Source organism: Ferrovibrio sp. MS7, from assembly GCF_038404985.1.
GTDB classification, from domain to species: domain Bacteria; phylum Pseudomonadota; class Alphaproteobacteria; order Ferrovibrionales; family Ferrovibrionaceae; genus Ferrovibrio; species Ferrovibrio plantarum.
Genome location: NZ_JBBKBA010000001.1, coordinates 2458759 through 2485089 on the forward strand (window position 1 = coordinate 2458759; position 26331 = coordinate 2485089).

The 26331-nt window shown below is 64.4% G+C and carries 27 protein-coding genes; 13 read left to right on the forward strand and 14 right to left on the reverse strand.

Annotated features, from left to right (window positions below):
- Positions 1-25: 25 nt before the first annotated feature.
- Complete coding sequence (locus tag V6B08_RS11770) at positions 26-481, reverse strand: CAP domain-containing protein (protein ID WP_341980896.1); 456 nt, start codon at positions 479-481, stop codon at positions 26-28.
- Positions 472-4092 carry a vitamin B12-dependent ribonucleotide reductase gene (locus V6B08_RS11775; protein ID WP_341980899.1) on the reverse strand — a complete coding sequence of 1207 codons (3621 nt, stop codon included), beginning with the start codon at positions 4090-4092 and terminating at the stop codon, positions 472-474. The genes V6B08_RS11770 and V6B08_RS11775 overlap by 10 nt, the downstream gene beginning before the upstream one ends.
- A gap of 186 nt (positions 4093-4278) precedes the next feature.
- On the opposite strand from V6B08_RS11775, the gene V6B08_RS11780 reads away from it, so the two are divergent.
- The 4 genes from V6B08_RS11780 to V6B08_RS11795 all read left to right on the forward strand — a co-directional run bounded on the left by V6B08_RS11780 (position 4279) and on the right by V6B08_RS11795 (position 6183).
- A complete protein-coding gene (locus V6B08_RS11780; protein ID WP_341980903.1) occupies positions 4279-4827 on the forward strand; it encodes a hypothetical protein in 549 nt (182 codons plus the stop codon).
- Between the two features lie 89 nt (positions 4828-4916).
- Positions 4917-5255: an NADH:ubiquinone oxidoreductase subunit NDUFA12 gene (locus V6B08_RS11785; protein ID WP_341980904.1), complete on the forward strand. Its 339-nt coding sequence runs from the start codon at positions 4917-4919 to the stop codon at positions 5253-5255.
- 10 nt (positions 5256-5265) lie between these two features.
- Complete coding sequence (mlaD, locus tag V6B08_RS11790; protein ID WP_341980907.1) at positions 5266-5745, forward strand: outer membrane lipid asymmetry maintenance protein MlaD; 480 nt, start codon at positions 5266-5268, stop codon at positions 5743-5745.
- 6 nt (positions 5746-5751) lie between these two features.
- Positions 5752-6183: a DUF2155 domain-containing protein gene (locus V6B08_RS11795; protein WP_341980910.1), complete on the forward strand. Its 432-nt coding sequence runs from the start codon at positions 5752-5754 to the stop codon at positions 6181-6183.
- Positions 6184-6195: 12 nt separating this feature from the next.
- Here the strand turns inward: V6B08_RS11795 and V6B08_RS11800 are convergent, their stop codons facing one another.
- The 5 genes from V6B08_RS11800 to aroQ form a co-directional block, all read right to left on the reverse strand.
- Entirely contained in the window at positions 6196-7269 is a 1074-nt protein-coding gene (locus V6B08_RS11800; RefSeq protein WP_341980913.1) for a metal-dependent hydrolase, read from the reverse strand.
- On the reverse strand, positions 7262-7948 hold the full coding sequence (gene aat, locus V6B08_RS11805; RefSeq protein ID WP_341980914.1) for a leucyl/phenylalanyl-tRNA--protein transferase: 687 nt from the start codon (positions 7946-7948) through the stop codon (positions 7262-7264). The genes V6B08_RS11800 and aat overlap by 8 nt, the downstream gene beginning before the upstream one ends.
- A gap of 114 nt (positions 7949-8062) precedes the next feature.
- Positions 8063-9406, reverse strand: a complete 1344-nt coding sequence (accC, locus tag V6B08_RS11810) for an acetyl-CoA carboxylase biotin carboxylase subunit (protein WP_341980916.1) — start codon at positions 9404-9406, stop codon at positions 8063-8065.
- Between the two features lie 21 nt (positions 9407-9427).
- Positions 9428-9901, reverse strand: coding sequence for an acetyl-CoA carboxylase biotin carboxyl carrier protein (accB, locus tag V6B08_RS11815; protein WP_341980919.1), 474 nt, complete (start codon positions 9899-9901; stop codon positions 9428-9430).
- Positions 9902-9926: 25 nt separating this feature from the next.
- Entirely contained in the window at positions 9927-10406 is a 480-nt protein-coding gene (gene aroQ / locus V6B08_RS11820) for a type II 3-dehydroquinate dehydratase (RefSeq protein WP_341980921.1), read from the reverse strand.
- Between the two features lie 246 nt (positions 10407-10652).
- Between aroQ and V6B08_RS11825 the strand changes: the two genes are divergently transcribed.
- A complete protein-coding gene (locus V6B08_RS11825) occupies positions 10653-11321 on the forward strand; it encodes an MBL fold metallo-hydrolase (RefSeq protein WP_341980923.1) in 669 nt (222 codons plus the stop codon).
- Positions 11322-11511: 190 nt separating this feature from the next.
- Positions 11512-12069 carry a hypothetical protein gene (locus tag V6B08_RS11830; protein WP_341980925.1) on the forward strand — a complete coding sequence of 186 codons (558 nt, stop codon included), beginning with the start codon at positions 11512-11514 and terminating at the stop codon, positions 12067-12069.
- A gap of 113 nt (positions 12070-12182) precedes the next feature.
- Here the strand turns inward: V6B08_RS11830 and V6B08_RS11835 are convergent, their stop codons facing one another.
- Genes V6B08_RS11835 through hppD form a run of 3 tightly spaced genes read right to left on the reverse strand, consistent with a single transcriptional unit; the run spans position 12183 to position 15492 of the window.
- The gene (locus V6B08_RS11835) at positions 12183-13172 is read right to left on the reverse strand and encodes a fumarylacetoacetate hydrolase family protein (protein WP_341980927.1); all 990 of its coding nucleotides are present in this window, start codon (positions 13170-13172) and stop codon (positions 12183-12185) included.
- A 16-nt stretch (positions 13173-13188) separates the two neighbouring features.
- Positions 13189-14367: a homogentisate 1,2-dioxygenase gene (locus V6B08_RS11840; RefSeq protein WP_341980929.1), complete on the reverse strand. Its 1179-nt coding sequence runs from the start codon at positions 14365-14367 to the stop codon at positions 13189-13191.
- A gap of 39 nt (positions 14368-14406) precedes the next feature.
- Entirely contained in the window at positions 14407-15492 is a 1086-nt protein-coding gene (gene hppD / locus V6B08_RS11845) for a 4-hydroxyphenylpyruvate dioxygenase (RefSeq protein ID WP_341980931.1), read from the reverse strand.
- Between the two features lie 77 nt (positions 15493-15569).
- Here hppD and V6B08_RS11850 point away from each other — a divergent pair, with 77 nt between their 5' ends.
- Positions 15570-16004: a MarR family winged helix-turn-helix transcriptional regulator gene (locus tag V6B08_RS11850; protein ID WP_341980933.1), complete on the forward strand. Its 435-nt coding sequence runs from the start codon at positions 15570-15572 to the stop codon at positions 16002-16004.
- A gap of 6 nt (positions 16005-16010) precedes the next feature.
- Here V6B08_RS11850 and V6B08_RS11855 read toward each other — a convergent pair whose 3' ends face one another.
- On the reverse strand, positions 16011-16868 hold the full coding sequence (locus V6B08_RS11855) for a LysR family transcriptional regulator (RefSeq protein ID WP_341980935.1): 858 nt from the start codon (positions 16866-16868) through the stop codon (positions 16011-16013).
- A gap of 95 nt (positions 16869-16963) precedes the next feature.
- On the opposite strand from V6B08_RS11855, the gene V6B08_RS11860 reads away from it, so the two are divergent.
- Positions 16964-17341: a tautomerase family protein gene (locus V6B08_RS11860; RefSeq protein WP_341980938.1), complete on the forward strand. Its 378-nt coding sequence runs from the start codon at positions 16964-16966 to the stop codon at positions 17339-17341.
- A gap of 15 nt (positions 17342-17356) precedes the next feature.
- Here the strand turns inward: V6B08_RS11860 and V6B08_RS11865 are convergent, their stop codons facing one another.
- Both V6B08_RS11865 and thiS read right to left on the reverse strand, forming a co-directional pair.
- Positions 17357-18010, reverse strand: a complete 654-nt coding sequence (locus V6B08_RS11865; RefSeq protein WP_341980940.1) for a DedA family protein — start codon at positions 18008-18010, stop codon at positions 17357-17359.
- Positions 18011-18054: 44 nt separating this feature from the next.
- Positions 18055-19041, reverse strand: a complete 987-nt coding sequence (thiS, locus tag V6B08_RS11870; protein WP_341980943.1) for a sulfur carrier protein ThiS — start codon at positions 19039-19041, stop codon at positions 18055-18057.
- A 175-nt stretch (positions 19042-19216) separates the two neighbouring features.
- On the opposite strand from thiS, the gene maiA reads away from it, so the two are divergent.
- Genes maiA through V6B08_RS11885 form a run of 3 tightly spaced genes read left to right on the forward strand, consistent with a single transcriptional unit; the run spans position 19217 to position 22311 of the window.
- The gene (maiA, locus tag V6B08_RS11875) at positions 19217-19855 is read left to right on the forward strand and encodes a maleylacetoacetate isomerase (protein WP_341980945.1); all 639 of its coding nucleotides are present in this window, start codon (positions 19217-19219) and stop codon (positions 19853-19855) included.
- A gap of 3 nt (positions 19856-19858) precedes the next feature.
- Positions 19859-20917, forward strand: a complete 1059-nt coding sequence (locus tag V6B08_RS11880) for a TAXI family TRAP transporter solute-binding subunit (protein ID WP_341980947.1) — start codon at positions 19859-19861, stop codon at positions 20915-20917.
- Complete coding sequence (locus tag V6B08_RS11885; protein WP_341980949.1) at positions 20917-22311, forward strand: sensor histidine kinase; 1395 nt, start codon at positions 20917-20919, stop codon at positions 22309-22311. Before V6B08_RS11880 ends, V6B08_RS11885 begins: the two co-directional genes overlap by 1 nt.
- On the opposite strand, the gene gph is transcribed toward V6B08_RS11885, so the two are convergent.
- Positions 22308-22979, reverse strand: coding sequence for a phosphoglycolate phosphatase (gph, locus tag V6B08_RS11890; protein ID WP_341980951.1), 672 nt, complete (start codon positions 22977-22979; stop codon positions 22308-22310). The genes V6B08_RS11885 and gph overlap by 4 nt on opposite strands.
- A gap of 134 nt (positions 22980-23113) precedes the next feature.
- Between gph and glmU the strand changes: the two genes are divergently transcribed.
- Together glmU and glmS are read left to right on the forward strand one after the other, a co-directional pair.
- Positions 23114-24475 carry a bifunctional UDP-N-acetylglucosamine diphosphorylase/glucosamine-1-phosphate N-acetyltransferase GlmU gene (gene glmU, locus V6B08_RS11895; protein WP_341980953.1) on the forward strand — a complete coding sequence of 454 codons (1362 nt, stop codon included), beginning with the start codon at positions 23114-23116 and terminating at the stop codon, positions 24473-24475.
- A 29-nt stretch (positions 24476-24504) separates the two neighbouring features.
- Positions 24505-26331, forward strand: coding sequence for a glutamine--fructose-6-phosphate transaminase (isomerizing) (gene glmS / locus V6B08_RS11900; protein WP_341980956.1), 1827 nt, complete (start codon positions 24505-24507; stop codon positions 26329-26331).

Here is a 26331-nt window from a genome sequence, read left to right on the forward strand (position 1 = left end):
GGGCAGGCGTGATTCGGTAAACGCATCAGCGCCGGCTGCCCAGCACCATCACCCAGAGTGTCTGGCCCTGCAATTCACCCTGGGCGATACCGGCCTCGCGCAATTCCGGCCGCAGCAGATTTTCCCGGTGGCCCGGGCTTTCCAGCCAGGCGGCCAGGGTCTCGGCGGCATTCGGCGTGCCATGCGCCAGGTTCTCGGCGGCGAAGGCGAAGGGATAGCCGGCGCGGACCAGGCGTTCGCGCAGGTCGCTGCCATCGCAGCCCTGGTGGCTGAGGCGGCCGCAGCGCGGCAGGTCGGCGGCGAGTTCGGCGGCGGCCAGGCGGAGCTGCGGATTGTCGCGCAGCACGTCCAGTCCGCTCCGGGCGCGGGTGGCGTTCACCGCCACCAGCAAGGCGCGGGTCTCATCCGCCCAGGCAGCGGGCGCCCAGGCAAGCTGGGTCGCCAGCAGCATCGCAGCCAGAATCAGGTGCCTCAGGAGCATCCTGTGGTGCCGCCACAGGAATCGCATTTCAGGCAGGTACCGTTGCGCACCAGGGTGAAGTTGCCGCATTCCGGGCAGGCATCGCCTTCATAGCCCTTCATCCGCGCTTCGCGGATGCGGCTGGAGCGGCTGCTGCTGCCTGCGCCTTCTTCATGGCTGCCGGCCAGCACATTCACCGCCGCCGTGATGTTGAGGCCATCGGTGCCGGTTGCCTGAAGCTGCATGGTGGCGGCGCCCGTGCCAGCCGCGGCATTGTTCAGCACATAGAGGTTGGAGCGGACATAGCCGTTCGAGGCCATGGCGGCCACGGGTGCCATCTCCGTGGTGTGGGCTTCCTTGGCGCCCAGTGCATCGGGGCGCAGGTCTTCCGGCTGCACATGGGCGAGGTCGGTGCGGCCCAAGTAGCTCACCGCCAGTTCGCGGAACACATAGTCGAGGATCGAGGTCGCCATCTTGATGACGTCGTTGCCTTCCACCATGCCCGAAGGCTCGAAGCGGGTGAAGGTGAAGGCATCGACGAATTCCTCCAGCGGCACGCCGTATTGCAGGCCGATGGAGATGGCGATGGCGAAATTATTCATCAGGCTGCGGAAGGCGGCGCCTTCCTTGTGCATGTCGATGAAGATTTCGCCGAGCTTGCCTTCGTCATATTCACCGGTGCGCAGATACACCTTGTGGCCGCCGACCACGGCCTTCTGGGTGTAGCCCTTGCGGCGCAGCGGCAGGCGCTGGCGGCCGGCGATGTATTTCTCGACAATGCGCTCGGCAACGATCTGGGCGCGGGCGGCAGCCGGCGCTTCGATCACGCGGTCGAGGGTGTCTTCAACCGCCTCGGCATCGTCGTCGAGCAACTGCGATTGCAGCGGCTGGCTCAGCTTGGAACCGTCGCGGTAGAGCGCGATGGCCTTGCAGCCAAGCTTCCAGGCCGAGAGATAGGCCTCCGTGCATTCCTCGACGCTGGCCGAATTCGGCATGTTGATGGTCTTGGAGATGGCGCCGGTGATGAAGGGCTGCGCCGAGGCCATCATGCGGATATGGCTGGCCGAGGACAGGAAGCGGGTGCCGTCCTTGCCGCAGGGGTTGGCGCAGTCGAACACCGGCAGATGCTCGTCCTTGAGATAGGGCGCCCCTTCCAGGGTCATGGCGCCGCAGCAATGCAGGTTGGCGGCGGCGATCTCTTCGGCCGTGAAGCCGATGGCGGTGAGCAGGTCGAAATCCGGCGCGTTGAGCCGCTGTTCCGGGATGCCGAGTTCGTTGGTGCAGAAAACCGTGCCGAGGGTAAAGCGGTTGAGCACGAACTTGATGTCGAAGGCGGTGCGCAGGCCGGCTTCCACCTTGGCGATGGCTTCTGCCGTGAAGCCCTTGGCCTTCAGCGTGGTGTGGTTGACGCCCGGCGCGCCGCGCAGCGTGCCATGGCCCACGGCGTAATCGATGATGGCGCGGATTTCGCCTTCGGTATAGCCGAGCGTGCGGAGCGCAAGCGGCACGGTGCGGTTGATGATCTTGAAATAGCCGCCGCCGGCCAGCTTCTTGAACTTCACCAGGGCGAAATCCGGTTCGATGCCGGTGGTGTCGCAATCCATCACCAGACCGATGGTGCCGGTGGGAGCGATGACGCTGACCTGGGCGTTGCGGTAGCCATGCGCCTCGCCGAGCGACAAGGCGCGGTCCCAGGCTTCCTGGGCCGCCGTGCGCAGCGCGGCATCGGCGCAATGGCCGTGATCCAGCGGCAGCGGTGCGATATGCAGGCCCTCATAGCCGGCAAGCTGGCCTTGCGCGGCGCGGCGATGGTTGCGCACCACCCGCAGCATCTGGTCGGCATTGCGGCTGTAGCCGGGGAAGGCACCGAGTTCGGCCGCCATCTCGGCGGAGGTGGCATAGGCGGCGCCGGTCATCAAGGCGGTGATGGCACCGCAGAGCGCGCGGCCCTCATCGGAATCATAGGACATGCCGCAGCTCATCAGCAGCGCGCCGAGATTGGCATAGCCGAGGCCGAGCGTGCGGAATTCATAGGAGCGGCGGGCGATTTCGCGGCTCGGGAACTGCGCCATCAGCACGCTGATTTCCAGCGTCACGGTCCACAGCCGGCAGGCATGCTCGAAGCCCTGCACGTCGAAGCGGCCATCATCGCTGCGGAAGCACATCAGATTCAGCGACGCGAGATTGCAGGCCGTGTCGTCCAGGAACATGTATTCCGAGCAAGGGTTGGAGGCGTTGATGCGGCCATCCTCAGGGCAGGTATGCCAATCGTTGATCGTGGTGTCGTATTGCAGGCCGGGGTCGGCGGAGGCCCAGGCAGCTTGGCCGATCTTGTCCCACAGCTTGCGCGCCGGCAGGGTCTTGGCAGCCTTGCCATCGGTGCGCCGCGTCAGCGTCCAGTCGGCATCGCGCTCCACGGCGAGCAGGAAGTCATCCGGCACGCGCACGGAATTGTTCGAGTTCTGGCCGGAAACGGTGAGATAGGCTTCGCCATCCCAGTCGGTGTCATAGGCGCGGAAATCGAGCTGGTCATAGCCCTGGCGGGCCATCTGCAGCACGCGCTGCACATAGTTTTCCGGGATCATCGCGGCGCGGGCGGCGCGGATTTCCTTGCGTAAAGCGGCATTCTGCTTCGGGTCGCAGCCACCGGCCTCATTGCAGGCGGCAAGCACGCGGCCGAGATGCTGGCGCGACAGCTTGGAGCCGGCGACCAGAGCCGCCACCTTCTGCTCCTCGATCACCTTCCAGTCGATGAAGGCTTCGATATCAGGATGGTCGATGTCGCAGATCACCATCTTGGCGGCGCGGCGCGTGGTGCCGCCCGATTTGATGGCGCCAGCGGCGCGGTCGCCGATCTTGAGGAAACTCATCAGGCCCGACGACTTGCCGCCGCCGGAAAGCTTTTCGTCCTCGCCGCGCAGGCGCGAGAAGTTGGAGCCGGTGCCGGAGCCGTATTTGAACAGCCGCGCCTCACGGGTCCACAGATCCATGATGCCGCCCTCGTTGACGAGGTCGTCCTCCACCGACTGGATGAAGCAGGCATGCGGCTGCGGATGCTCATAGGCCGAGTCCGACTGCACCAGCTTGCCGGTGCGGTAATCGACATAATGATGCCCCTGGGCCGGGCCATCGATGCCATAGGCCCAATGCAGGCCGGTGTTGAACCATTGCGGCGAGTTCGGCGCACCGACCTGGGCGGCCAGCATGTAGCGCATCTCGTCGAAATAGGCGCGGGCATCCTCTTCCGAATCGAAATAGCCGCCCTTCCAGCCCCAATAGGCCCAGGTGCCGGCCAGGCGGTCGAAAACCTGCCGCGCGCTGGTCTCCTGGGTATAGCGCTCGGCCTCGGGCAGCTTCTCCAGCGCCGCCTCATCGGCTTCCTGGCGCCACAGCCATTGCGGCACGTCCGATTCTGGCACCGGCCGGCGGGCGGCGGGAATCCCGGCGCGGCGGAAATACTTCTGCGCCAGCACGTCGGCAGCCACCTGCGACCAGGGGGCCGGCACTTCCAGCTTATCCAGGCGGAACACCACGGAACCATCCGGATTGCGGATTTCGCTGGCCGTGAAACGGAACTCGATGCCGTCGTAAGCTTCACCCGCCGCATTGGTGTAGTGCCGTTGAATACGCATTGCCGCCTGCCCCTCGTGCCCTGGAAATCGCCGCTGAATCAAAGACTTGAGGCCGCCAGAGCTACCAAATCTGGTGGCTCGGCGACCTCGGATGGGCTAAATCTAGGGTAAGGCCGGCGCGCGGGTCAATTCTTCAAAGGGCGGTGTGCCTTATTAAAACCACAAGCATTGTGCTAGACTCGGGCCATGCGCCGCATCCATTCCCTGCTGCTGATTCTTCTCCTGGCGGTTACCACCGCTGTTCCCCTGGGCGTTGCCGCCCAGGACCGGGTAACCCGGCAGGCGGCGGACAAGCTGATGGAGACTCTGAGCCTGGAAAAGCGGGTCGACTCCATCGTGCAGCTCTATTTGCAGTTCATGCCGCAATCGACTCCGGAGGAGCAGGCCCGCGCCCGGCTGCTGCGCGAACGCGCGCCCGGCGCCGGCCAGCGTTTCCGGGGCGCCGTCTCCAATGCTGCCGCCGCCCATTACAATCGTAATGAGCTGGCGGCGCTGGATCAGTTCTTCGCCAGCGACGAGGGCCAGCGCCTGATCGCCACCGCCGTGGGTCGGGCGCTGATGTCGATGGGCCGTGGCGGCACCCTGAAGCAGGGCGACCTGCTGAAGGCAGAGGATTTCGCCGGCCGGCCGGGGCTCGAAAAGGTTGTGTCCAAATACCCCGCTTTCGAGACCGCCGCGCGCAATGAACTGGGCCGCGAATTCGCCATGGAAATCGGCCTTCTGGTGATGAAATAGGACGGCCGAATAAGGCTTTACGCAATGTTCGGGCAGTGCCATAGTCCGCCCATAATTCAGCGCACCAGCAGCGCGGAGACAGTGAGACCATGAGCCTGATCGGCACGAAGCTCTATACTTGGTGGAAAGGCGAGGCGGTCGGCAGCGACAGCTTCGGCAACAAGTATTTCCGCGAACGGAGCGGCGGGCGCCGCCGCTGGGTGATCTTCAACGGCCGCCCGGAAGCATCCAAAGTGCCGCCGGAATGGCATGCCTGGCTGCACCACACCGTTGATGACGCGCCGGTCGCCGGCGTGAAGAAGCATGTGTGGGAAAAGGAGCATCTGCCGAATCTGACCGGCACGCCCTACGCCTATCATCCGGCGGGGCAGGGCGGCGGCACGCGGCCCAAGGCCACAGGCGACTACGAAGCCTGGAAGCCGGAGTAGGCGACGGCCCATGCAAGGCAATCTGGTCGAGACCCTGATCGGCGCCGTGGTTCTTGCGGTGGCTGCGTTCTTCCTGGCATTCGCCTATTCCACCGCCGGCGTTGGCGGCAACGTGTCTGGCTATGAACTGAAGGCGCGCTTCAACCGCGCCGATGGCCTGGTAACGGGCGGCGCCGTGCGGCTTTCCGGCATCAAGGTCGGCACCATCACCGGCCAGACGCTCGACCCCAAGACCTATGATGCCGTTGTCACCTTCACCGTCGATGGTCGCTACAAGCTGCCGGAAGACTCGGCGGCGAAGATCGCCTCCGAAAGCCTGCTCGGCGGCAATTACCTGTCGATCGAGCCGGGCGGCAGCGATGTGATGCTGAAGCCGGGTGAGGCGATCAAGTTCACCCAAGGCTCGGTCAGCCTGCTCGATCTGATCGGCCAGGCGATTTTCAGCGCCACCACCGGCTCGGGTAACGGCGACAAGGCCAAGGCGCAGTAAAGCAGCATGTTTCGGCAAGCGTCCTGCCTGCCCCGCGCAACTTTCGTTGCAGCACTGCTGCTATGCGCCGCCACGGGGGCCATCGCGCAGCCGGCCCCGGCGAGTGACGCCTTGCCGAGCAATCCGATGCCGCTGGCGATCCTGCAGGGCCTGGATAAGATCACCGCGCGCATCTACACGCTGGAAGTCGCCATCGGCCAGACCGTTGGTTTCGGCACGCTGAAGGTGACGCCGCGCGTCTGCCGCAAGCGGCCGCCGGAATATCCACCGGAAAGCGCTGCCTATCTCGATATCGTAGAAGAACGCCCCGGCGAGGCGGCAGTGCAGCGCTTCTCCGGCTGGATGTTCGCCTCCAGCCCGGCGCTCAATCCGCTGGAACACCCGGTCTACGATGTCTGGGTGATCGACTGCCGCGCGCCGCGTCCCGCCGCCCGCTAGAATCTCAGTGCGCTAACGCCCCAACACACCATCGCGTATTTCTGCCAGGCCGGCACGGGTGAAACCGGGCCGTTCCGACAGCCGCTCCGGCTCGCCGAGCAGGCGGCCTGCGGCATCGACACGGAAGCGCAGGCCCCAGAAGCCGAGGATACTGTCGCCGGGCATGCCATAGCGGTAGTCGCGCGCCTCGACGAGAGTCGGCGTGCCGGGCTTCACCGTCCAGTGCAGATGATCGCCTGAGAACCAGCGGAACACCTTTGCTTCATAGCTGGCCTGTGCCGCATCAAGCGCTGGGCTGGAGGGCAGCCGGGCGAAACGCTGCCAGGCAATCGGCTTCTCAGTGAAGGGTGAGGCAAAGCCGATCAGGATTTCGTCGGGCAGATCGACAACGATGCGGCGCCACCAGGGCTGAAAAATCACTGGATAGGCGCTGATGCGGACGCCGGTGGTGTTCGATGATGTTCCCTGCAATTCCTCGCGCGCCCGCTGCTCCAGATGCAGGCCTATGCCCCAGGCCATCGTGGTGTAGAGAAAGATATAGACCAGCGCCAACTGGGCCGCGCGCTGTGCCGCAGCGGCGAAGCGCTCGCTTACCAGGGCGAATAGAAACACCAGCAGCAGCGGCAGGGAATAGACTGGATCGATGATCGGCATCGCGTTGATGGCGAAGCGCACGCTGCTGAACGGGGCCAGCAACTGCGTACCATAGGCGGTGAACAGGTCGATCAGCGGATGGGTGACGGCCGCCAGTGCGCCGAGCCACATCCAGTTGCGGCGGCGCTCTGGGCTGTCATCGGGTCCGAGCGCCGGGCGGTTCGGCGCCCTGCTGCGCAGCCGCTCGGCTTTCCAAAGCATCCAGCCGACCACCGCGCCATAAACCAGCGTGGCGGGAAAGGAATGGCTGATGGCGCGGTGGTCCTGCCAGGTGTCGACCACGCTCTGATGGCCGAACAGGCCGGTTAAGACATCCAGGTCGGGCAGGGTGCCGATCAGGCCGCCTGCCGCCACCGCGCGCCGGCCCAGGCTTTTGCGGAAACCGGCAGCGCCCAGCACGCCGCCGAACAGAAGCTGCGTCACGCTATCCATGCACTATCCTCTCCGATAATGCCGCCAGCACTTCGGCGGGCGCTGCATCCAGTGGCATGCGGCCGAAATCGGCGGTCACATCCAAGGCTTCGCCCAGGCGTTCGAGATACTCGGCGCGGCGGATTTCCTCGGCGCCGAAGCGGGCGAGATGCGAGGTGATGAACTGTGTATCCAGCAGCACGAAGCCGCCCAGGCGCAGGCGGGCCACCAGATGCACCAGAGCCACCTTGGAAGCATCAGTGGCGCGGCTGAACATGCTTTCGCCGAAGAAGGCGCCGTTGAGCCGCACGCCATAGAGGCCGCCGACCAGCCGGTCCTCGCCATCGTAGCATTCGACGCTGTGGGCGAAGCCCTTGCGGTGCAGCTCGGTATAGGCGTTGCGTATCACCGTATTGATCCAGGTGTTGCGGCGCTGGCTTAAGAGATCGCGCGAGGGTTCGGCGCAGGCCGCGATCACGGCCGCGAAATCGCGGTCGACATGGACGCGGAAGCAATTGCTGCGCACCGTCTTGGCCAGCGAACGTGGCAGGTGGAAGCGGTCCAGCGGGATGACGCCGCGATATTCCGGATAGACCCAGAAATAGCCCGGATCGTCGGCGCTGTCGGCCATCGGAAAATAGCCGCTGGCATAGGCATGCAGCAGCAGGTCGGTGGTCAGCGGCTGCGGGTTATGCGGCATGCGCTCTTCTTCGCACCGTCGTCATGCGCGGGCTTGACCCGCGCATCTCTTGCCAGGCTGGATGAGATGCCCGGATCAAGTCCGGGCATGACGATCCTTCCTGAAACCCCATTCTCACCCCTGGCGCGCGATGAATTCCTCGAGCCAGTGGATGTCATAGGCACCGTTGACGAAATCCGGATCGCGGATCAGGGCCAGATGCAGCGGGATGGTGGTTTCCATGCCGCCGATGACATATTCCTCCAGCGCCCGGCGCAGCCGCATCAGGCATTCATTGCGGCTGGTGCCATGCACGATCAGCTTGCCGATCAGCGAGTCATAATGCGGCGGCACCTGATAGCCGGTGTAGAGCGCGCTATCGACACGCACGCCAAGACCGCCCGGCACATGGTAGTCGCTGACGCGGCCCGGCGAGGGCGCGAAGGTGCGTGGGTTCTCGGCATTGATGCGGCATTCGATGGCGTGGCCGCTGAACTTGATGTCGTCCTGGGTGTAGCCGAGCGGCGCGCCGGCGGCGACGCGGATCTGCTCGCGCACCAGGTCGAGGCCGGTGATCATCTCGGTCACCGGATGCTCCACCTGCAGGCGGGTATTCATCTCGATGAAGTAGAACTGACCATTCTCGTAGAGGAATTCGATGGTGCCGGCGCCGCGATAGCCGAGCTTGGCGATGGCATTGGATGCGATGGCACCAATCTGCTTGCGCTGTTCCTCGTTCAAAGCCGGCGAGCGGGCTTCTTCCAGCACCTTCTGATGCCGGCGCTGCAGCGAACAGTCGCGTTCGCCGAGATGCACGGCATTGCCATGCATATCGCCGAAAATCTGCATCTCGATATGGCGCGGGCGGGTGAGGTACTTTTCGACATAGACGGCGTCGTTGCCGAAAGCGGCGCGCGCCTCGGCCTTGGCCTGGGCCAGCGCGGGGCCGAATTCCTCCGGGCTGCGCACCACCTTCATGCCGCGACCGCCGCCGCCGGCCGTGGCCTTGATCAGCACCGGATAGCCCATGTCGTCGGCGAGCTTGCGGCCTTCCGCCTCATCGGCGATGGCGCCATCCGAACCCGGCACGCAGGGAATGCCCAGCGAGCGCGCGGCTTCCTTGGCGGCGATCTTATCGCCCATCAGGCGGATATGTTCCGGCGTCGGGCCGATGAAAGTGATGTCATGGGCTTCGACGATCTCGGCGAACTTGGCGTTCTCGGAAAGGAAGCCATAGCCGGGATGGATCGCATCGGCGCCGGTGATTTCGGCCGCCGAGATGATCGCCGGGATATTCAGGTAGCTCTGGTTGGATGGCGGCGGGCCGATGCAGACGGATTCATCGGCGATGCGCACATGCATGGCATCGGCATCCGCCGTGGAATGCACCGCCACGGTATGAATGCCCATTTCCTTGCAGGCGCGGTGAATGCGCAACGCGATCTCGCCGCGATTGGCGATCAGCACCTTATCGAACATCGGCGCGGTCCCGCGGGCCGGTTATTCGATCACCAGCAGGGGCTGGCCAAATTCGACCGGCTGCTGGTTCTCGATCAGGATGCGGGTGACGCGGCCGCCCTTCGGTGCGGTGATCGGGTTCATCGTCTTCATGGCTTCGACGATCAGCAGGGTCTGGCCGGCGGAAACATTGCTGCCGACCGAGACGAACGGCGCCGCGCCGGGTTCGGACGCGGTGTAGACGGTGCCGACCATCGGCGACTTCACGGCACCGGGATGGCTGGCGGCATCGTCGCCACCGGCGGCGGCTGGAGCGGCGGCGGCAATGGCGGCCGGGGCGGCGGCATAGACCGGGGCGCTGACGGCAGCCACGGTCTTGGCAACACGGACTTTCAGCGAGCCTTCATTCCACTCGATTTCGCTGAGGCCGGTCTCATTCAGCAATTCCGCGAGGTCGCGGATCATCTGCTGGTCGATGCGGCTCTCTTTCTTGTCCTTGGCAGGCGTCGACGCCATCCTGGAAATCCTTTTTCTGCTGCTGTCAGGCGATGATATCGGCAAGGGCTTCCAGCGCCAGGGCATAGCCCTTGGGGCCGAGGCCGAAAATGCCGCCGCGCGCCGCCGGCGACACATAGGAATGGTGCCGGAAGGATTCGCGCTTGAAGATGTTGGAGATATGCACCTCTATCACCGGCTTGTCGAAGGCGTTCAGCGCATCGAGCATGGCCACCGAGGTATGGGTGAAGGCACCGGCATTAATCACGATGGCGGCGGCCTTGGTGCGGGCCTCCTGGATGCTGTCGATCAGCACGCCTTCGTGGTTGGTCTGGCGGAAGTCGATCTCCAGGCCCAGCCGATCAGCGGTGAAGCGGCACAGGGTTTCAACATCGTCGAGCGTGTCGCGGCCATAGATTTCCGGCTGGCGGGTGCCGAGCATGTTGAGGTTCGGGCCATTCAGCACATAGACCAGCGGCTTCGCGGCCTTGCGCCCGCCGCCACCCTGCTTGCCTGCCTGCGCCATCCCGGCCGCTCCTACAAAGGTATAACACCGGGCGGCCTGTCACTTTGGCAGCACCCTGGGGGATTGCCCTACACTATTCCGCCCCGCCGGGGCAACTGCCGGGGCCCTGGATGGGGCCAGACAGGGGCGGTTTCGGTGGTTTACGGGCTAGATGGGGGTGGGGTGGCGCCAGTACAAGATGAGGGACGAGGCCAGCCCCGCAATGACCCTGGCGCCAACTGGGCGGATTTGCGATAAACCCCTGTCATGACAGAGAAACCGCCCCTCCAGATCGAAATAATCCCGGTTACCCCGTTCCAGCAGAATTGCAGCCTGGTTTGGTGTACCGCCAGCATGCGCGGCGCCCTGGTGGATGCCGGCGGCGAGCCGGATCGGCTGCTGGAAGCAGTAAAGCGCCAGGGCGTGACGCTGGAAAAGCTGCTGGTCACCCATGGCCACCTGGACCATGCCGGGGCAGTGATGGAACTCTCGGAAAAGCTGAACCTGCCGATCGAGGGGCCGCATCGCGAGGACCAGTTCTGGATCGACGGCATGCCCAAGGCGGCACAGCAATATGGTTTTCCGCCCAGCCGCAGTTTCACGCCGGGCCGCTGGCTGGAGCAGGGCGATACCGTCACGCTTGGCGACCTCATCCTCGATGTCTACCACTGCCCCGGCCATACGCCGGGCCATGTGGTGTTTGTGCATGCAGAAAGTCGCGTGGCGTTGGTTGGCGATGTGCTGTTCCGTGGCTCGATCGGCCGCACCGATTTCCCGCGCGGCAACCATGAACAGCTCATCAAAGCCATCCGTGAGCGCCTGTTCCCGCTCGGCGACGACATCACCTTCGTGCCCGGCCATGGCCCGCTTTCCACCTTCGGCGCCGAGCGCCGCAGCAACCCCTTCGTGTCTGATCTCGCCCTGGGATTGGCTTGAGTTCCTGGGGGCTGGCCTAAGTTCCAGTTGTTAAAGGATTATTTACCCTTTTTTACGTGCCAGGACCGGGGATTCATGGTAAATATTAACCATGGTTCAGTCGGTCACGGGCAGCAATCTGCTCGCAGTCTTTCCGGCCTCAGCCGCGGCGCGCAATCTGGCCCAACAGAATTTGGTCCTGCCGTCCCCGTTGCCCTCGCCCCAAGAACAGGCGCAGCAGCGGGCGTCTTCTGTTGTGCGCTTCAACGCACCGACTTTAAGCAATGCCACGCTCGCGACCCTGCGGGATGCCGCTTTGCGCTCGCAGGTATCGCCGGAATTGAATGGCAGCAACACAGCGGCCGACAGCGACAGTGCCTCGCGCGCGGCGCAGGCTTATAGCTTGGCGGCGAATTCGCTGCGGCCGTTGATCGCGCTTGGCACTGCACCGGGGCCGGTGCCGAATCTGCAGGCCTTGGCGCCCGGCGCCGCTGAGCAGGGCGGCGAAGCCGGGAATAGCCGCGCGGCACAGCGTCAGCAGAGCGAGCGGAGCCAGGAGAATGAGCGCGGCCAGTCGCGGATCAATGGCAGCCAGGAACGCTCGAACCCGCTGCTGGCGCCGGAGCGGCAGAATTTCTCCAACCCGGCCCCTGTGGCGGCGCCAGTGGCAGCCGGCGGCAACAGCAACAATGCTGCCGCCAGCAATGTCGTGCCTGGCAGCGCCCGCATCGGTGCCAGCCTCGGCCTGCGGGTTGATGTCGGGGTTTAGGCCAGACGTACTGACCAATATAAAATACGTCGTCATGCCCGGGCCCAGACCCGGGCATCTTTCTCCAATTGACAATGAGATGCCCGGATCAAGTCCGGGCATGACGAGATGAATTAGGACGCCCCGGCGTATTTCACCACGCGCTGATCGATGGCGCCGAAGATCGAGCGCCCGGCGCGGTCGAACATCTCGATCCGCACGCGGTCGCCGAATTTCAGGAAACCGGTTTTCGGCTTGCCCTCGTTGATCGTCTCGATCATGCGGATTTCGGCCAGGCAGGAGAAACCCCGGCTGGCATCGCGGTTCGAGACCGTGCCGGAGCCGACGATGCAGCCGGCGCGCAGCCGCCGTGTCCTGGCGGCATGGGCGATCAATTGCGCCAGGCTGAACTGCATGTCGTCGCCGGCTTCAGGCGCGCCGAACTTGGTGCCGTTGACATGGCTGACCAGGGCTAAGTGAATCTTCTCATCTTTCCAGGCATCGCCGAGCTCGTCCGGCGTCACCGCCACGGGCGAGAAGGCAGTGGAGGGTTTGCCGTGGAAAAAGCCGAAGCCCTTGGCCAGTTCGTTCGGGATCAGGTTGCGCAAGGATACATCGTTGACCAGCAGCAGCAATCGGATATGGCCGGCGGCGGCCTCGGCCGAGATACCCATCGGCACATCGCCGGTGATCGCCGCCACTTCGCCTTCCAGGTCGATGCCATAGGCTTCGTCGGCGACCAGAATATCCTCGGTGGGGCCGAGGAAATCATCCGAGCCGCCCTGGTACATCAGTGGATCATGCAGGAATTCCGGCGGCATCTGCGCGCCACGCGCCTTGCGCACCAGTTCCACGTGGTTGAGGTAGGCCGAGCCATCGCACCATTGGTAGGCGCGCGGCAACGGCGCTGCAAGCTTGGTGGCGTCGTAGGCGAGGGCGGCGCCAGCCTCGCCGGCATTCAGCGCCGCTGAGGCGGCTTCCAGCTTGGGCGCAGCCACGGCCCAGGAATCGAGCGCCAGTTGCAGCGTCGGCACCAGGCTATCGACGGGCAGCATTTTCGTCAGGTCGCGGCTGACGACGCAGAGACGGCCATCGCGGCCATGATTCAGCGAAGCGAGTTTCATCTTGGTCTAATCCTGACTATTCGGCGGCGTGGCGGAAGCCTTGCGGATTCCAGCTCGCGACATAGCCGCCGAATTCGACGCTTTCGGCCGCGGGTGAGACATCCAGGGCATCGCGGGTATCCAGCATCACCGCCACTTCATCCAGCATACGCGGCGGCGCCGGAACATCGCTAGCCTGTTTCGCTGCCTTGGTCGCCATCTGGAAGGCCTTGGGATGTGGGCCATGCGGGAAGCCGCAGGGGTGCAGCGTGATCATGCCGGGATGAATGTTGTCGCGGCTGAAAAACTGGCCGTGGTGATAGAAGATCACCTCGTCGTAATCGTCGTTGTTATGGAAGAAGGGCAGCTTCAGCGCGTCGGGATCGCTTTCCGCCGGGCGCGGCACAAAGGTGCAGACCACGAAGCGGCTGGCCAGGAAGGTGGTGTGGGCCGAAGGCGGCAGGTGGTAGCGGTGGCTCATCAGCGGGCGGATATCGCGCCAGTTCAGTTTCACCGGGGCGAGGTCGCCCTTCCAGCCCACGGCATCGAGCGGGTTGAACGGATAGGTGACGGTGGAAAGCTTGTCGCGCCGCTTGATCACCACGCGCCAAGTTTCGCTGCTGCTCTGCTGTGCCTTGAAGGCATCGTCCAGCGCCGGGATTTCCAGCACGGCGGGATCGAAGATGGCATGCGGGCCGACCAGGCCTTTTTCCGGCAGGCGGTAACTGTCGTTGGTCGCCTCGATCAGCAGCAGCTTGGTTTCCGCCGAAGGCTCGAGCCGCCACATGGTTCCGCGCGGCAGCATGATATAGTCGCCTTCGGTATAGCGCAGGTGGCCGAAATCGCAGTAGAGCGAGCCGTAGCCGGCATGCACGAACAGCAATTCATCGCCATCGCCATTGCGCACCAGATGATCCATCTTCTCAGCGATGGTGCCGGTGCGGTATTTCACATGGGCATTGCCGAGCAGCAGCCGCGCATCCCAGGGCGAATTGCCATGGCTGGTGAATTTCGTGGTGTCGAAGGCGCGCGGCTTGAGCGGGCCTTCCCAGTCGATCCAGCCGGTGGGCGGATGCGCATGGTAGAAATGCGCCGCCGGACCAAAGAAACCTTCCTTGCCCATCTCGCGCTCATAGGTGCCGGCGGGCAGGGCAACATGCGCCTGCCGCGAGGCATTGCCCTCGCTATGGGTCATCGGAATCCAGGTCTTTGCCATGGCGTTTCCTCCGTTTGTATTGTTAGGCGTTTCTTGTTGTCAGGCGTTGGCCTTCAGCACGCCGCGGCGGATCTGGTCGAGCTCGATGGATTCGAACAGCGCCTTGAAGTTGCCTTCGCCGAAGCCGTCATTGCCCTTCCGCTGGATGATCTCGAAGAAAATCGGGCCGATCACCGTGTCGGTGAAAATTTGTAAGAGCAGGCCTTGGCCGGCAGTTGGCGCGCCATCGATCAGGATACGCAATTCGCGCAGGCGGTCCAGATTCTCGCCATGGCCCGGTACGCGTTTGTCGACGCCATCGTAGTAGGTGCTGAGCGTGTCCTGGAACGGCACGTCGCGCCCGCGCATGTTGCTCACGGTGGCATAGATGTCGTCGCTGCCCAAAGCCACATGCTGGATGCCTTCGCCATGATAGGCGTGCAGGTATTCCATGATCTGCGACTTGTCGTCGGAGCTTTCGTTGATCGGGATGCGGATCTTGCCGCAGGGGCTGGTCATGGCCTTGGACTTCAGGCCGGTCAGCTTGCCCTCGATGTCGAAATACTTGATCTCGCGGAAGCCGAACAGGCGCTCGTAGAAATCCGCCCACTCGCCCATGCGGCCGCGATGCACGTTATGGGTCAGGTGGTCGATATAGGTGAGGCCGCAGCCGGCCGGGTTGCGTTCCACCGGCTTGCCGTCCGCGCCCTCGATGGGCACGAAATCGACGTCGTAGATGGTGCCGCGCGGGCCGTAGCGGTCGACCAGGTAGATCAGGCTGTCGCCAATGCCCTTGATCGCCGGGATGTTCAGTTCCATCGGGCCGGCCTTGTTCTCTACGCCCCAGGCGCCGAGCGAAACGGCACGCTTGTAGGCAAAGGCGGCATCCTTGACGCGGAAGGCGATGGCACAGATGCAGGGGCCGTGGATGCGGGCAAAGCTCTGGGCGAAGCTCGCCGGCTCGGCATTGAGGATGAAGTTCACATCGCCCTGGCGATAGAGCGTCACATTCTTGGAGCGATGCCGCGCGACGGCGACGAAGCCCATGCGCTCGAACAGGGCGGCAAGCTTCTCTGGCTCTGGCGCGGCATATTCCACGAATTCGAAGCCGTCGGTGCCCATCGGGTTGTCCCAGAGATCGGCCATTGGTTTCCTCCATGGAGAATTTGCATCTGCCCCGCATATTAGTTACATTTGTAACTAAATCAAGCGAGACCACGCCCATGTCGAAAACCCCGCTCGTGCTGGAAAATTTCCTGCCCTACCGGCTGTCGGTGATGACCAACCGGATCAGCGGCGCGCTGAGCCGGCATTACGCCGAGCGTTTCGGCATCGGGATCCCCGAATGGCGGGTGATCGCCAATCTCGGCCGCCATCCCGGCATCACCGCCAACGAGGTGGTGGAACGCGCGGCGATGGACAAGGTGACGGTGAGCCGTGCCGTGGCGGCGCTGGAAAAGAAGAAGCTGGTGGAACGCCGCCGCGACGATGGCGACAAGCGCAAGACGCAATTGACGCTCTCGAAGGCCGGCGAGAAGGTCTATGGTGAGATCGTGCCGCTGGCGCTGGGTTTCGAGCACGAATTGCTTGAGAAGCTGACAGCGGAGGAGCGCCGCGTGCTGGATCGGGTAATCGACAAGCTGCTGGCGGCGGCCTGAGCGGCGTTAACCCCGCACCACGCTGCGGTAGGCGGCAGAGAGCGCGGCCAAAGCCGCGCGCGGCTTGGCGCCACGCACGCGGGTATGCAGCAGCACCGGCAGCCGCGGCAAGACCGGCAACCCCAGCCGGGGGCCGATATCCATGGCGCCGAAAGGCAGCATGCGTGGCGCCAGCGCGCTGACGCCGACACCGGCCATCACCGCCGCCGCCACCGCTGCCACGCCGCCGCCGACAAACACTTCCGTCCAGGCGATGCCGGCTGTATCGAGAAGCTGGCCGGCCAGCGCGCGCACGCCGCAAGGCTCCGCCATGGTGGCGAGCGGCAAAGGTTCGCCGGCACGGTGCTGCCAGTGCGGCGCCGCGAACCAGCCGAATTTCTCCTCGGCGAGCAATTCGCCATCGCTGCGCCCGGCATGCAGGCGCACGATCACGGTGTCGAATTCGCGCCGGTCAAAACGCTGCAGCAGGTCACCCGATGAACCGATATGAATCTCGATCAGCAGGTCCGGGTCCTGGGCGTTCATGCGGGCGATCAGCGCCGGCAGTTCCGGCCCGGCAACATGGTCGCTGATGCCGATGGTCAGGCGCTGACGCGCCGCGACAAAGCCGGCCAGCGCGCGGTCATGCACCGCCAGCAATTCGCGGGCATGGTCAAGGAAGGAAGCGCCGCGCGGCGAAAGTTCCAGGTGGCGCGGGGTGCGTTCCAGCAGCCGGCAGCCGAGCCGCTTTTCCAGCCGCTGCAGCTTAAGGCTCACCGCGCCCTGGGTGGTCTGCAGGGCTTCCGCGGCGCGCGTGAAGCTGCCGAGTTCGGCGATGCGGATGAAAGCCCGCACGGCATCCAGATCGAGGGGATGTTCAGTCATTTGTATTCATAATAGCTGATATCATTATTAATTCGCTATAAAAATGACTGGCTGCAGCGGTAGGAGTTGTTAGGACAACAGAAAAAGGGGCGATCATGCCGCTGCTTCATATCTCTCTGCGCGAAGGCAAGCCGGAAGCCTACCGGCAGGCAATTTTCGATAGTCTCTATCTGGCGCTGCGCGACGCGCTGGCGGTGCCCGAGGATGATCAGTTCATGACCATCACCGAGCATGCTGCGGCGAATTTCCGTAAAGGGAATGCCTTCGGCGTCACGCGCAGCGATGATCTGGTCTATATCCAGATCACCGTGTTCAGCAGCCGCACGGCGGCGCAGAAGCAGGCTTTGTTCCGCTGCATTGTGGAGCGGCTTGGCGCCAGTCCGGGTATCCGGCCTGAGGATGTGTTCGTGACGGTATTGGATGCGCCGAAGGAAAACTGGTCCGTCGGCCACGGCCTGGCGCAATTCGCCTGACGGGTTTTAACCGCGTCACTCCGCCTTGGTTTCAGGCTTGCTGGCGTCGGGCAGCTTGGCTTGTTCGGCGGCCTGCTGCTCGGCGATCTTGCGCTCGAAGCTGGCCTTGCTGCGGCGGTGGGTGAAGAACAGGATCACACCAACCAGGGCGAACACGCCGAGCATGACTAAGCCGAAATCCTTGGCGACATCGCCAAGCACGGCTTCGAAAGTCTTGCCAAGCAGGTAGCCACCCCAGGCGAAGGCATTGGCCCACAGGCCGGCGGCGATGAAGTTCAGCGCAGCAAAGCGCGGCCAGCCAATCGGGCTCATGCCCATCGCCAGCGAAGAGAAGTTGCGCACACCGTAGATGAAGCGGAAGGAGAGGATGAAGCCGATGTGATACTTGTGCAGCATCCCGAGCGCGACATTGACACCGCCCTGCATGCGCGGGAAGCGCTTGAGCAGGCGGTGGCCGTATTTGCGGCCAATCCAGAAGTAGAGCTGGTCGCCGGAGAAGCTGCCGAGCCAGGCGGCGGCGATCAGGATATACTGGTTAAGCATCCCCTGACTGGCGGCGGCGCCGGCGAAGATCACGAAAGTCTCGCCTTCTAGGAAGGTCCAGATGAAGGTGATGACGTAGAAGAGGTCGCGGTACTCTTCGATCAGCTTATAGATATCGAGGTCCACTTTGGGGCCTTTGCGCTACGAGGGCAGATTGGGGCGCTACGGGTTTAGATCAGGCCCGCGAGCGGGGACGAAGGATCGGCATAGCGCTTTTTCGGCATGCGGCCGGCGCGATAGGCCAGCCTGCCGGCTTCCACCGCCATGCGCATGGCATGTGCCATGCGGATCGGGTCGCCGGCTTCGGCGATGGCGGTATTCATCAGCACGCCGTCGCAGCCCAGCTCCATGGCGATGGCGGCATCAGACGCCGTGCCAACGCCGGCATCCACCAGCACCGGCACGCGGGCGTTTTCCTTGATGATGCGGATCTGCACCGGATTCTGCACGCCGAGGCCGGAGCCGATCGGGGCGGCCAGCGGCATGATGGCGCAGGCGCCGAGGTCTTCCAGCTTCTTCGCCGCGATCGGATCGTCGGCGCAGTAGACCATGACGTCGAAGCCTTCCTTCACCAGGATCTTGGTGGCGGCGAGGGTCTGCTCCATGTCGGGGTACAGCGTCTTCTGGTCGCCCAGCACTTCCAGCTTCACCAGCTTCCAGCCGCCGGCCTCGCGCGCCAGGCGCAGGGTGCGCAGCGCGTCGTCGGCAGTGAAGCAGCCGGCGGTGTTGGGCAGGTAGGTGTATTTCTTCGGATCGACGTAATCCATCAGCATCGGCTGCTTGGGGTCGAGCACGTTCACCCGGCGCACCGCCACGGTCACGATCTCGGCGCCGGAAGCCTCGATGGCGGCCTTGGTTTCGGCCAGGTCCTTGTACTTGCCGGTGCCGACCAGCAGGCGGGACCGGAAACGGCGGCCGGCGACCTCGAAATAGTCGTCATCCGGGTGCTGCGCGGCATTGCCGCCGCCGATGAAATGCACGATTTCGACGGCATCGCCATCTTTCAGCGCCGTGGCGCCATAGGCCGAGCGCGGCACGATCTCGCGGTTCAGCTCAATCGCGATCTTGCGCGCATCGAGTTCCAGCGTGGCCAGCAATTCGGCAACATTGGCCGCTTGGCCCATTTCACGGGATTCACCGTTAATCGACAGCCGCATTTGTCCTGCTCTTCCTCTAACCCCTCCCGGTGCCGCCTTATCACATGGGGGCTGCCGGGCGTTCCGACAATAGAGCCCCGCCCAACCAGGGGCAACCGCTCCGTGGCCCTGGCTGTACTATCTCTTTGTTACGGCTCAACGCTGGGTTAGGATTGCGGCAAAACAGGAGGACGGCGTGAAGCTGTTTGGGTATTTCCGGTCGTCTGCGGCTTACCGCGTTCGAATCGCCCTGAACCTGAAGGGGCTGGATTACGAACTGGTGCCGCTGCATTTGCAGAAGAATGAGCATCTCTCGGCGGATTATGCCCGGCTTAACCCGCAGCAACTGCTGCCGTCCCTGGAAGTGGATGGCGCGGTGCTGACCCAGTCGCTGGCCATCATCGAATATCTCGACGAGGTGTATCCGAAACCGGCCTTGCTGCCCAAGGAACCAGTGCTGCGTGCCCAGGTGCGGGCCATGGCGCAGGCCATCGCTTGCGATATTCACCCGATCAACAACCTTCGCGTGCTGCGCTACCTGGTGCACGACATGGGGCTGTCGGACGAGAAGAAGAACCAATGGTACCGCCATTGGGTCGAAAGCGGTCTGGCCGCTGTGGAACAGATGCTGCGCCAGAGTTCACATAGCGGTGATTTCTGCTTTGGCGCGGCGCCCGGCCTGGCCGATGCCTGCCTGGTGCCGCAGGTGGCCAATGGCCGCCGGTTCAATTGCGACCTATCAGGCTGTCCCACGGTGGTGCGCATCGTCGATCACTGCAACACACTCGATGCCTTTCGTCGTGCCGCGCCCGACCAGCAGCCGGATGCCGAATAGCCGATGCGACGCCGCGACGCGCTGCTTGCTTTTGCCGCCACTGCCGCCGCCGGCCTTGTCTGGCCGGCCCGTGCCGATCACCAGGTTCGGCCAAGCGCCCAGGCAATGCCGGCTTTCTTCCGCATCGGCACCGGCGGCACCGCCGGGGTGTATTTTCCACTCGGCAGCCTGATCGCCCGCGTGGTGGCGGAAAGCCATGGCGCGCCCGATTGCGCGCCGCCATTGCCGCAGCCCTGCGGCGTGCCTGGCCTGCTGGCGGTGGCGCAAACCTCAAACGGCTCGGTGTCGAATGTCGATGGCATGCAGGCCGGCGCCATCGAGGCCGGGCTGGTGCAGTCCGATATCGCCCATGGCGCCTTCCATGCCAACGGCATCTTTGCCGGCAAGCCGGCGGCGACGCGGCTGCGCTTCGTGGCCCGGCTCTATCCGGAAGCGGTGCATGTGGTGGTGCGGCGCAATGCCGGAATCCAGACTATTGCCGATCTTGCCGGCAAGCGCGTCAGCCTGGACGAACCCGGCTCCGGCACGCTCGCCATGGCGCGCATGCTGCTGGCCGCCCATGGTCTCTCGGAAAGCCGGCTGCGCCCGGAATATGTGAAGCCCGATCTGGCCGCGCCGCGTCTGGCTGCTGGCCAGCTCGATGCCTTTTTCTTCGTCGGCGGCTGGCCGGTGCGCACGGTTGCCGATCTCGCCAGCGCCGGCCATGTCGATATCCTGCCGGTGCGGGGCGAAGCCGCCGCAGACCTCTTGCAACGCAATCCCTTCCTCAGCCGTGGCACCATTCCCGCCGGCATGTATGCCGGAGTCAACGCGGTGGAAACCGTCACCGTCTCGGCGCAGTTGCTGGTGCGCGCCGATCTTGACGATGCCCTGGTGGAAGGGGTGTTGCGGCAGATCTGGAGTGAGCGCGGGCAGAAGCTGATCCGCGCCGGCCACCCGCGCGGTGCCGACCTGGCCCTGGCCCAGGCGCTGGAAGCGCGTGGCATTCCGCTGCATCCTGGCGCCGCGCGCTTCTACCGCGCTGCCGGCCTTGATCCCGGCCCGGCCGCAGCGGCCCGCTGATGCGGCAGCCGCTCAGGCATTGGAGTTTCGGCCGGCGCCAGATCACCGCCGCGATCATCGCCGTGGTCGCAGCGGCCTTCGTGATCGGCGCCTATGTGCAGCAGAGCCTCAGTTCCATTGCCCGCGACCTGCCGGTGACCCTGCTGGACCAGGAGCGCGACGCCGAAACCCTGATCCGCGAGATGGCCAATCTGGCCTGGGCCATCGAGTTCTGGCGTGTGCAGCCCAGCGAAGCGACCCGCGAGCGGGTGCGCGAGCGGTTGCAGGTGGCCGTGCGGCGCACGGAATTGCTGCGCACCAACTACAATCTCGACAATCTGGTGGGGGCCGCCGGCATGTATGCCGTGGCGCGGCCGGCCTTGCAGGATATCGAACGCTGGTTCGCCGAGGGTGCCATGGGGCAGCCGGCCGGCTCGCCTTCCGCGATCTGGCTGATGCAGGCCCGCGCCCGTGATGCCGAGGCGCGGCTGATCGTGCTGCTGGGCGAGGGCCGGGACAGCGCGCGCGAATTGCTGCTGGCCCAGGAGGCGCGGCTCGACCGCTTCTCGCTCGGCGTTGCCATGCTCACCGCCTTTGCCGCCCTGCTGGTGCTGGGTCTGGTGTTGCTGCTCTACCGCCAGCGCGTGCTGCTGGAACTGCGCGAGGAAACCGAGGTTACGCTGCTGGCGGCGATGCGCTCGGCGGAGGAGGCCAACCGGGCGAAAAGCGATTTCCTCGCCAATATGAGCCATGAGCTGCGCACGCCGCTTAATGCCATCATTGGCTTCTCCACCATGATCAAGGACGAGATGCTGGGGCCGGTGGGCCAGAAACGCTATCGCGACTATGCCGCCGACATCCATGGCAGCGGCGAGCATCTGCTGGCAATTATTAGTGACATTCTCGATCTCTCCAAGGTCGAGGCCGGCAAGATGGAACTGGTGGATGCCGAATTCGATGCCGCCGAGGTGATGCGCGCCGCCATCCGGCTGGTACGCGAGAAAGCGGAAACCGATGGCTTGGCCTTGATTCTGCGGCCTTTGGAAAAGCCGGTGAAGCTGCATGCCGACCGCCGCGCGGTGCTGCAGATGCTGCTCAACCTGCTGAGCAATGCCGTGAAATTCACCGAGCGGGGCAGCGTGGAATTGGCCGCCAGTCTGACCCCGTCGGGTGGTTTGCGCTTCAGCGTGCGTGATACCGGCATCGGCATGACGGCGGCGCAACTCGCCAAGGTGCTGGAGCCATTCTACCAGGTGCAGAATGCCCTGACCCGCGACCAGCCCGGCACAGGCCTGGGCCTGCCGCTGGTCGATCGCCTGATCCGCCTGCAGGGCGGCCGGCTGGAGATCGAGAGTCAGCCCGGCATCGGCACCACGGCCAGCATCGAACTGCCGCCGAACCGTGTGCTGACTTAGGCGGTTTGCAGCGAATCCAGCACGGCGCGCAGATCGTCGAAATGATGGATCAGCCGGTCGGCGCCAAGTTCGGCGGCGGGGATGCGGGTATAGCCGAAACTCACCGCCACGTTTGGTAGCTTCGCGGCTTTGGCGGCATCGATGTCGTTCGAGGAATCGCCAACCATTGCCGCCCAGCTGATTTCGCCGCCGATGCGCGCCAGGGTGCCAGTGATATGGCCGGGATCGGGCTTCTTCACCGGGAAGGTATCGCCGCCGACGATGGCGTCGAAGAACGGCGTCAGTTGCAGTTGATCGAGCAGCGGGAAGGTGAAGGCCTCCGCCTTGTTGGTGCAGACCGCGAGCTTGTAGCCATCGCGGCGCAAAGCCTCCAGGCAGGCGACCACGCCGGGGAAGGGCTGGCTGGTGGCGACCAGATTGGCGGCGTAATAGACGAAGAAGGCGTCCACGGCAGCCTTGAACTGCTGCTCGGAAACGATGCCGCCGGTGGCGATCAGCCCACGCTGCACCAGCGCCACCGCGCCATCGCCCACCATGCTGCGCACCGCGTCCAGGCCGACAGTGGGCCGGCCCTGGCTGGTCAGGGCATGGTCGAGCGCGGCAGCCAGGTCCGGCGCGGTGTCGACGAGGGTTCCGTCAAGGTCGAACAGGATCGCTTTCATGGCCATTGAAACACTCGGAAAAACCTTGAAACACTCGGAAAAACCTTTTGATTTCCGATGTTGCCCAAGGATATGAGACAAACACCGCCAGCCCCCGAGGCTGGCGATTCACCTTGTTTGGTTGTAGACGGCATTCGGTCATGGCGAAACACTCACTAGCAGTAATTGTGCTGGCGGCAGGGCAGGGCACGCGGATGCGGTCCGGCCTGCCCAAAGTGCTGCATCCGGTGGCCGGCCTGCCGATGCTGCGGCATGTGCTGAACGCGGCTGCCGCGCTGAAACCCGAACGCAATGTGCTGGTGCTCGGCCGTGGCATGGAGGCCGTGGCCAAGGCGTTTGCGCCGATTGCCGTGGCGGTGCAGGACCCGCCGCTCGGCACCGGCCATGCGGTGCAGGCGGCGATGCCGGCGCTCAAGGGCTTCAAGGGCGACGTGCTGGTGCTCTATGGCGACACGCCGTTGCTCACCGCCGACACGCTAAAAAAACTGGTCGCCGCGCGCCGCTCCAAGACGGACCCAGCCGTGGTGGTCTCCGGTTTCCGCCCGGCCGATCCTGCTGCCTATGGCCGCCTGATCCAGGATGCCAAGGGCAATCTCGACGCCATTGTCGAATTCAAGGACTGCACGCCCGAGCAGCGCGCCATCGGCTTCTGCAATGGCGGCATGATGCTGCTGGATGGCGCCCGCCTGCCGGCTTTGCTCAAGAAGCTGGATAACAACAACGCCAAGGGCGAATACTACCTCACCGATCTGGTGCATCTGGCGCGCGCCAAGGGCTGGGCCTGCCGTGCCGTCGAGGTTTCCGAGATCGATGTGATGGGCGTGAACAACCGCGCCGAACTCAGCATCGCCGAAGGCCATATGCAGGCCCGCCTGCGGCTGGCGGCACTGGAAAGCGGCGTCACCATGACGGCGCCGGAAACGGTGTATCTGCGTGCTGATACGAAGCTCGGCCGCGATGTCACCATCGAGCCACATGTGGTGTTCGGTCCCGGCGTCGAGATCGCCGACAACGTGATCATCCGTGCCTTCAGCCATATCGAAGGCGCGCGCGTCGCTTCCGGCGCCACTATCGGACCTTACGCGCGGCTGCGGCCAGGCGCCGAGATCGGCGCGGAAGCGCATATCGGCAATTTTGTCGAGGTGAAGCAGGCGCGCATCGAGCAGGGCGCCAAGGTGAACCACCTGACCTACATTGGTGATGCCCGGGTCGGCGCCAAGGCCAATATCGGCGCTGGCACCATCACCTGCAATTACGATGGCTACAACAAGCACCATACCGATATTGGCGCCAATGCCTTCATCGGCTCGAATTCGGCGCTGGTGGCGCCGGTGAAAATTGGCGATGGCGCGCTGATCGCCGCTGGCAGCACCATCACCCAGGATGTGCCGGCAGATGCGCTGGCGCTGGGCCGCGGCCGGCAGGAAACCAAGCCGGGCCTTGCTGCCCGTCTGCGTGCCCAGCTTGCCGCCCAGAAGCTGAAAGCCAAATCGAAGAAGTAGCCTCCCGTCCAGTTTCCAGGAGTTAGCCTATGTGTGGAATTGTCGGCGTAATCGGTACCCGCGATGTGGTGCCGCTGCTGGTCGATGGCCTGAAGCGGCTGGAATATCGCGGCTATGATTCCGCCGGCGTTGCCACACTGATGAGCGATGGCACCATCGAGCGCCGCCGCGCCGAGGGCAAGCTGGTGAACCTGGAGGCACGGCTGGAGGAACAGCCGCTGCAAGGCCTGATCGGCATTGCCCATACCCGCTGGGCCACCCATGGTGTGCCGAACGAGGTCAACGCGCATCCCCATGCCACCGAGCGCGTCGCCATGGTGCATAACGGCATCATCGAGAATTACCGCGAACTGGCGGATGAACTGATCGCCAAGGGGCATCGCTTCCAGAGCCAGACCGATACCGAAGTGGCGTTGCGCCTGATCGACCAGTATCTGCTGGAAGGCCAGAAGCCGGAGGAGGCGGTGAAGACCGCGCTTGGCCGTCTGCGCGGCGCCTTCGCGTTGGCGATCATGTTCCACGGCGAGGATGACCTGCTGATCGGCGCACGGCGCAATGTGCCGCTGGCGGTCGGCTTCGGCAATGGCGAGATGTATCTCGGTTCCGATGCGCTGTCGCTGGCGGCGCTCACCGACAAGATCGCCTATCTGGAAGAAGGCGACTGGGTGGTGCTGACGCGCGGCACGGCGCGCTTCTTCGATGCCGCCAACCAGTTGGTCGAGCGCGAAATCCGGCCCACCGCGATCAGCGGCGCGATGATCGGCAAGGGCAATTACCGCCACTACATGCTGAAGGAAATCTACGAGCAGCCGGCGGTGATGGGCGATACCATCAACACCGTGCTGAGCCCGACCGACCGCTGGGTGCATCTGCCCGATCTTGGCATTGATCTGGCCAAGTTCAGCCGCATCACCATCGTCGCCTGCGGCACGTCGTATTACTCGGGCCTGGTGGCGAAATACTGGCTGGAGCGCTATGCGCGGATCAATGTGGAGGTGGATGTAGCCTCTGAATTCCGCTATCGCGAGGCGCCGGTCGATCCCAACAGTCTTTCGATCTTCATCTCGCAATCGGGCGAGACCGCCGACACCCTGGCGGCGATGCGTTATGTGAAGCAGGAAGGTGGCCGCACACTGGCCATCGTCAACGTGCCGGAAAGCAGCATGGCGCGCGAGGCCGATGGCATGCTGCCGACCAAAGCCGGGCCGGAAATCGGCGTTGCCTCGACCAAGGCTTTCACCTGCCAGCTTGTCACGCTCGCCGCTTTCAGCCTGGCTGTGGCGCGGGCGCGCAAGGCGCTGAGCGAGGAAGAAAGCGCCCGCCTGATGGCGGCGCTGATCGAGGTGCCGGCCCAGGCGGCGGAAGTGCTGAACCATGACGACGAGCTCAAGGCGCTGGCCGAGAAGATCATGGATGCCCGCGACGTGCTCTATATCGGCCGCGGTCCCTGCTTCCCGCTTGCCCTGGAAGGCGCGCTGAAGCTGAAGGAAATCTCCTACATTCATGCCGAGGGCTATGCCGCCGGCGAACTGAAGCACGGCCCCATCGCGCTGATCGATGAACAGGTGCCGGTGATCGTGATTGCGCCGACCGATGCGTTGTTCGAGAAGACCATCTCGAACATGCAGGAAGTGATGGCGCGCGGCGGCAAGGTGATCTTCATGTCCGACAAGCCGGGCCTGGCGCATGTCGATGACCGCACCTTCGCCACCGTGGTGCTGCCGCAGGTCGAGCCCTTCGTGGCGCCGATCCTCTATGCCATCCCGGTGCAGCTTCTAGCCTACCATGTCGCGGTGCTGAAGGGCACCGATGTCGACCAGCCGCGCAACCTCGCAAAGTCGGTGACGGTTGAATGA

Bases quoted from the DNA above. Each gene is read 5' to 3' on its own strand.
- aroQ (WP_341980921.1), bottom strand. From the start codon at position 10,406: ATGGCGCAGGCAGGCAAGCAGGGTGGCGGCGGGCGCAAGGCCGCGAAG.
- V6B08_RS11835 (WP_341980927.1), bottom strand. From the start codon at position 13,172: ATGAAACTCGCTTCGCTGAATCATGGCCGCGATGGCCGTCTCTGCGTC.
- aat (WP_341980914.1), bottom strand. From the start codon at position 7,948: ATGCCGCATAACCCGCAGCCGCTGACCACCGACCTGCTGCTGCATGCC.
- gph (WP_341980951.1), bottom strand. From the start codon at position 22,979: ATGGCCATGAAAGCGATCCTGTTCGACCTTGACGGAACCCTCGTCGAC.
- accC (WP_341980916.1), bottom strand. From the start codon at position 9,406: ATGTTCGATAAGGTGCTGATCGCCAATCGCGGCGAGATCGCGTTGCGC.
- glmS (WP_341980956.1), top strand. From the start codon at position 24,505: ATGTGTGGAATTGTCGGCGTAATCGGTACCCGCGATGTGGTGCCGCTG.
- V6B08_RS11780 (WP_341980903.1), top strand. From the start codon at position 4,279: ATGCGCCGCATCCATTCCCTGCTGCTGATTCTTCTCCTGGCGGTTACC.
- V6B08_RS11825 (WP_341980923.1), top strand. From the start codon at position 10,653: ATGACAGAGAAACCGCCCCTCCAGATCGAAATAATCCCGGTTACCCCG.
- V6B08_RS11800 (WP_341980913.1), bottom strand. From the start codon at position 7,269: ATGGATAGCGTGACGCAGCTTCTGTTCGGCGGCGTGCTGGGCGCTGCC.
- V6B08_RS11770 (WP_341980896.1), bottom strand. From the start codon at position 481: ATGCTCCTGAGGCACCTGATTCTGGCTGCGATGCTGCTGGCGACCCAG.
- V6B08_RS11885 (WP_341980949.1), top strand. From the start codon at position 20,917: ATGCGGCAGCCGCTCAGGCATTGGAGTTTCGGCCGGCGCCAGATCACC.
- V6B08_RS11840 (WP_341980929.1), bottom strand. From the start codon at position 14,367: ATGGCAAAGACCTGGATTCCGATGACCCATAGCGAGGGCAATGCCTCG.
- thiS (WP_341980943.1), bottom strand. From the start codon at position 19,041: ATGCGGCTGTCGATTAACGGTGAATCCCGTGAAATGGGCCAAGCGGCC.
- V6B08_RS11785 (WP_341980904.1), top strand. From the start codon at position 4,917: ATGAGCCTGATCGGCACGAAGCTCTATACTTGGTGGAAAGGCGAGGCG.
- mlaD (WP_341980907.1), top strand. From the start codon at position 5,266: ATGCAAGGCAATCTGGTCGAGACCCTGATCGGCGCCGTGGTTCTTGCG.
- accB (WP_341980919.1), bottom strand. From the start codon at position 9,901: ATGGCGTCGACGCCTGCCAAGGACAAGAAAGAGAGCCGCATCGACCAG.
- V6B08_RS11850 (WP_341980933.1), top strand. From the start codon at position 15,570: ATGTCGAAAACCCCGCTCGTGCTGGAAAATTTCCTGCCCTACCGGCTG.
- glmU (WP_341980953.1), top strand. From the start codon at position 23,114: ATGGCGAAACACTCACTAGCAGTAATTGTGCTGGCGGCAGGGCAGGGC.
- V6B08_RS11860 (WP_341980938.1), top strand. From the start codon at position 16,964: ATGCCGCTGCTTCATATCTCTCTGCGCGAAGGCAAGCCGGAAGCCTAC.
- V6B08_RS11775 (WP_341980899.1), bottom strand. From the start codon at position 4,092: ATGCGTATTCAACGGCACTACACCAATGCGGCGGGTGAAGCTTACGAC.
- V6B08_RS11855 (WP_341980935.1), bottom strand. From the start codon at position 16,868: ATGACTGAACATCCCCTCGATCTGGATGCCGTGCGGGCTTTCATCCGC.
- hppD (WP_341980931.1), bottom strand. From the start codon at position 15,492: ATGGCCGATCTCTGGGACAACCCGATGGGCACCGACGGCTTCGAATTC.
- V6B08_RS11880 (WP_341980947.1), top strand. From the start codon at position 19,859: ATGCGACGCCGCGACGCGCTGCTTGCTTTTGCCGCCACTGCCGCCGCC.
- V6B08_RS11795 (WP_341980910.1), top strand. From the start codon at position 5,752: ATGTTTCGGCAAGCGTCCTGCCTGCCCCGCGCAACTTTCGTTGCAGCA.